4 protein-coding genes are annotated in these 2,637 nt (G+C 39.8%); 3 read left to right on the forward strand and 1 reads right to left on the reverse strand.

Translation table 11 applies throughout. The features are described from left to right. The 3 genes from V7137_RS29820 to V7137_RS29830 all read left to right on the forward strand — a co-directional run. The coding region (locus tag V7137_RS29820; RefSeq protein WP_335701416.1) for an MFS transporter at positions 1-592 on the forward strand (592 nt) is incomplete at its 5' end. A 163-nt stretch (positions 593-755) separates the two neighbouring features. Further along, on the forward strand, positions 756-1,322 hold the full coding sequence (locus V7137_RS29825; RefSeq protein WP_335701419.1) for an RNA polymerase sigma factor: 567 nt from the start codon (positions 756-758) through the stop codon (positions 1,320-1,322). Positions 1,323-1,326: 4 nt separating this feature from the next. Next, a complete protein-coding gene (locus tag V7137_RS29830) occupies positions 1,327-2,058 on the forward strand; it encodes an anti-sigma factor (RefSeq protein WP_335701417.1) in 732 nt (243 codons plus the stop codon). A 70-nt stretch (positions 2,059-2,128) separates the two neighbouring features. On the opposite strand, the gene V7137_RS29835 is transcribed toward V7137_RS29830, so the two are convergent. Then, a partial coding sequence (locus V7137_RS29835) for a hypothetical protein (RefSeq protein ID WP_335701418.1) occupies positions 2,129-2,637 on the reverse strand: 509 nt, incomplete at its 5' end.

The raw sequence follows: 2,637 nt of genomic DNA on the forward strand, positions 1-2,637 counted from the left end.
TAAAAAAATTAAGTTATATCGTCCTCTGTTTTTGTTTTTAATTGCTTATTTCTTTTACATTGACGGTGTGAATACGATTATTACGATGTCGACAGCCTATGGTTCTGACCTGGGCATAACATCAACAAACCTACTGATTATTTTGTTTGCAACCCAAGTAGTTGCTGCACCGTTTGCCATTTTATATGGGAAACTAGCTGATAAATTCAGAGGGAAAACGATGCTGCTCGTGGGAATCTTTGTTTATATTGTTATTTGTACGTATGCCTATTTCTTAAAGACAACTCTAGATTTTTGGATCTTAGCCATGCTCGTGGCATCCTCTCAAGGTGGAATCCAAGCTCTAAGCCGCTCCTACTTTGCCAAACTCGTTCCAAAGGAAAATGCTAATGAATTCTTCGGCTTTTATAGTATTTTTTATAAATTTGCAGCGATTTTAGGTCCATTTCTAGTTGGATTCACGGCACAAATAACCGGAAATACCAACAGTGGTGTGTTTAGTCTAATCCTTCTCTTCATTATTGGAGGCATCATCCTCCTTCGCGTACCGGAATCGACGACAGTCTCACAATCGAATTCGATTTCCCAATAAACATTACTAGACCTCGATGTATGAGGTCTATTTTTTTAAAAAAAATGGTGCCTGACACTAATAATCTTCTATAATTACTATAAAATGATACAAACCGATTTTCTTGTAGATTCGTTTATTTATTTAAAGGGGTCAGCAAACGACTAGGAGGTCTGCCTTTTTGATGCAAAATTTGAGTGATGCCGAATTAATGCTTTTAATAAAAGTGAAGCATCGACCAGCTTTAGAAGAATTATATGACCGCTATATTAAGCTGGTCTACTCCTTCGTTATCAAATCGACGAAGGATCAAGACAAAAGTAAAGTGATTGTCCAGGCTGTCTTTACCCGCGTATGGACGTCAGAAACCGGATATGATCCTGAAAAAGGACTATTCGTCAATTGGCTTCTAACGATCACTCGTAATATCACGATTGACCATCATCGCAGGAAAAAAAAGGATAGTCCACTGGTTTCAATCGACCAGGAGCAACTTGAGCAGATTCCAGGATCTCAAGCAAATAATCCGGCGGAGATTTTATCACGAAAGCTCGTGCGCGAACAGATTCAGAAAGCCTACCAATATCTATCAAAAAACCAAATTGAACTGATCCAATGGTTATATTGGGAAGGCTATACTCTCAGTGAAATTGCAGAGATGAAAAAAGAACCAATCGGCACCATCAAAAGCCGGTTGCATCAAACACTCAAAGTCTTGCGGAAACACATTGTCATGGAGATGGGGGAATGAAAAAATGAGTATCAATAGCAGCTGTTCATTTTCCAATGAATTAGTCTCTTATTTGATTGGCGAAACATCTGAAGTTGAAAGGATGAAGATAGAAAGGCACCTTTTAAATTGTCCGTCTTGCACGAAAGACATACAAGAACTGCAGGAGGCGTGGACCATGATCCCTTATGAATTTGAAGATGTGGAGGTACCCGTTGATTTAAAGGATGAAGTAATGAATGCCATTTTCTCATCTGAAAATTCCCAGCCCATGTTAAAAAGAAAGGACAAGACCCAAAAATTAGTCCGTCGTCTTTATGGATTAGCAGCCGCTGTTCTTCTTATTGGCTTTAGTGGAGTGATTTGGAATAATATTAACCTCAGAAATACAGTAACAGAATTAAGGGAACAAGCTACTATTCCACCTGAAGTCATTCAGGTTTATGCGCTAAAAACAGCAAACCCAACAACAGATGCTGCCCAAGGTCAGGCGATGCTCTACAAGCAAGGTGATAAAAAACAACTCGTTTTCCAGCTTAAAGGGCTGAAGAATACCAAGGGCTCAGAGGCCTATCAGGCATGGCTCATTGATGATGGTAACAGAAGAAGTGCAGGGACCTTCCATGTCGATGAACAGGGAAATGGATTCCTTACCTACCAGTTACAAGAAGACATATCTTTTGATGCGATTGGAATCTCACTCGAACCTGATGCTAATGGAACCCAGCCGCGAGGTAAAAAGGTTTTAGGAACATAAATGAAGAAGCCCATGATTCTCGACTTGAGATTTCATGGGCTTTTTTACTTAAGTATAATTTGCTTGTTGCTTATTTTTTAATACTATTGGTAGGAGATGTAATGAACCAGCCGACTGGGGCAGCTCCGACCGGATGGGTTAACGTTCTTCCGTCGATCATAGATTGTGTATTATTATTTGCAATCGTTCCATCCACTTTAAAGTTATAATAAATACTACCCTGGTTTACAGCCTTATCCTTGAAGCTAAATGTTAGTGGTGTATTAAATTTTTCAATAAGCTGACCGGTTTCTTGATCGATAACTCTAAACGCGAAATTCATGATCACGGTTTCTCCAGCTGGGGCCACCTTTTGGAATTTTTTATTATCCCCTTCCAGGACTTGAAAAGTGACGTCTTTGTTGAAAGCACCTTCTGGGATTTGAATTTTAATTCCACTGTGACTAATCTTCGCTGATTCCCCCGCTGCAATCTCCCGCTCTGCCACCACGTGAGAAAATCCCAGGTGTGTAAAATCTGTAGCTGCGAATGCGACTGGACCAAACTGAAACATGGACCTAAGTGACATACCTAGTAATA

Origin of the sequence: Neobacillus drentensis (assembly GCF_036962765.1) — a bacterium.
GTDB lineage: Bacteria > Bacillota > Bacilli > Bacillales > Cytobacillaceae > Neobacillus > Neobacillus drentensis_C.

Excerpts from the sequence above, each read along its gene's own strand:
- V7137_RS29825 (WP_335701419.1), top strand. The coding sequence starts at position 756 with ATGCAAAATTTGAGTGATGCCGAATTAATGCTTTTAATAAAAGTGAAG.
- V7137_RS29830 (WP_335701417.1), top strand. The coding sequence starts at position 1,327 with ATGAGTATCAATAGCAGCTGTTCATTTTCCAATGAATTAGTCTCTTAT.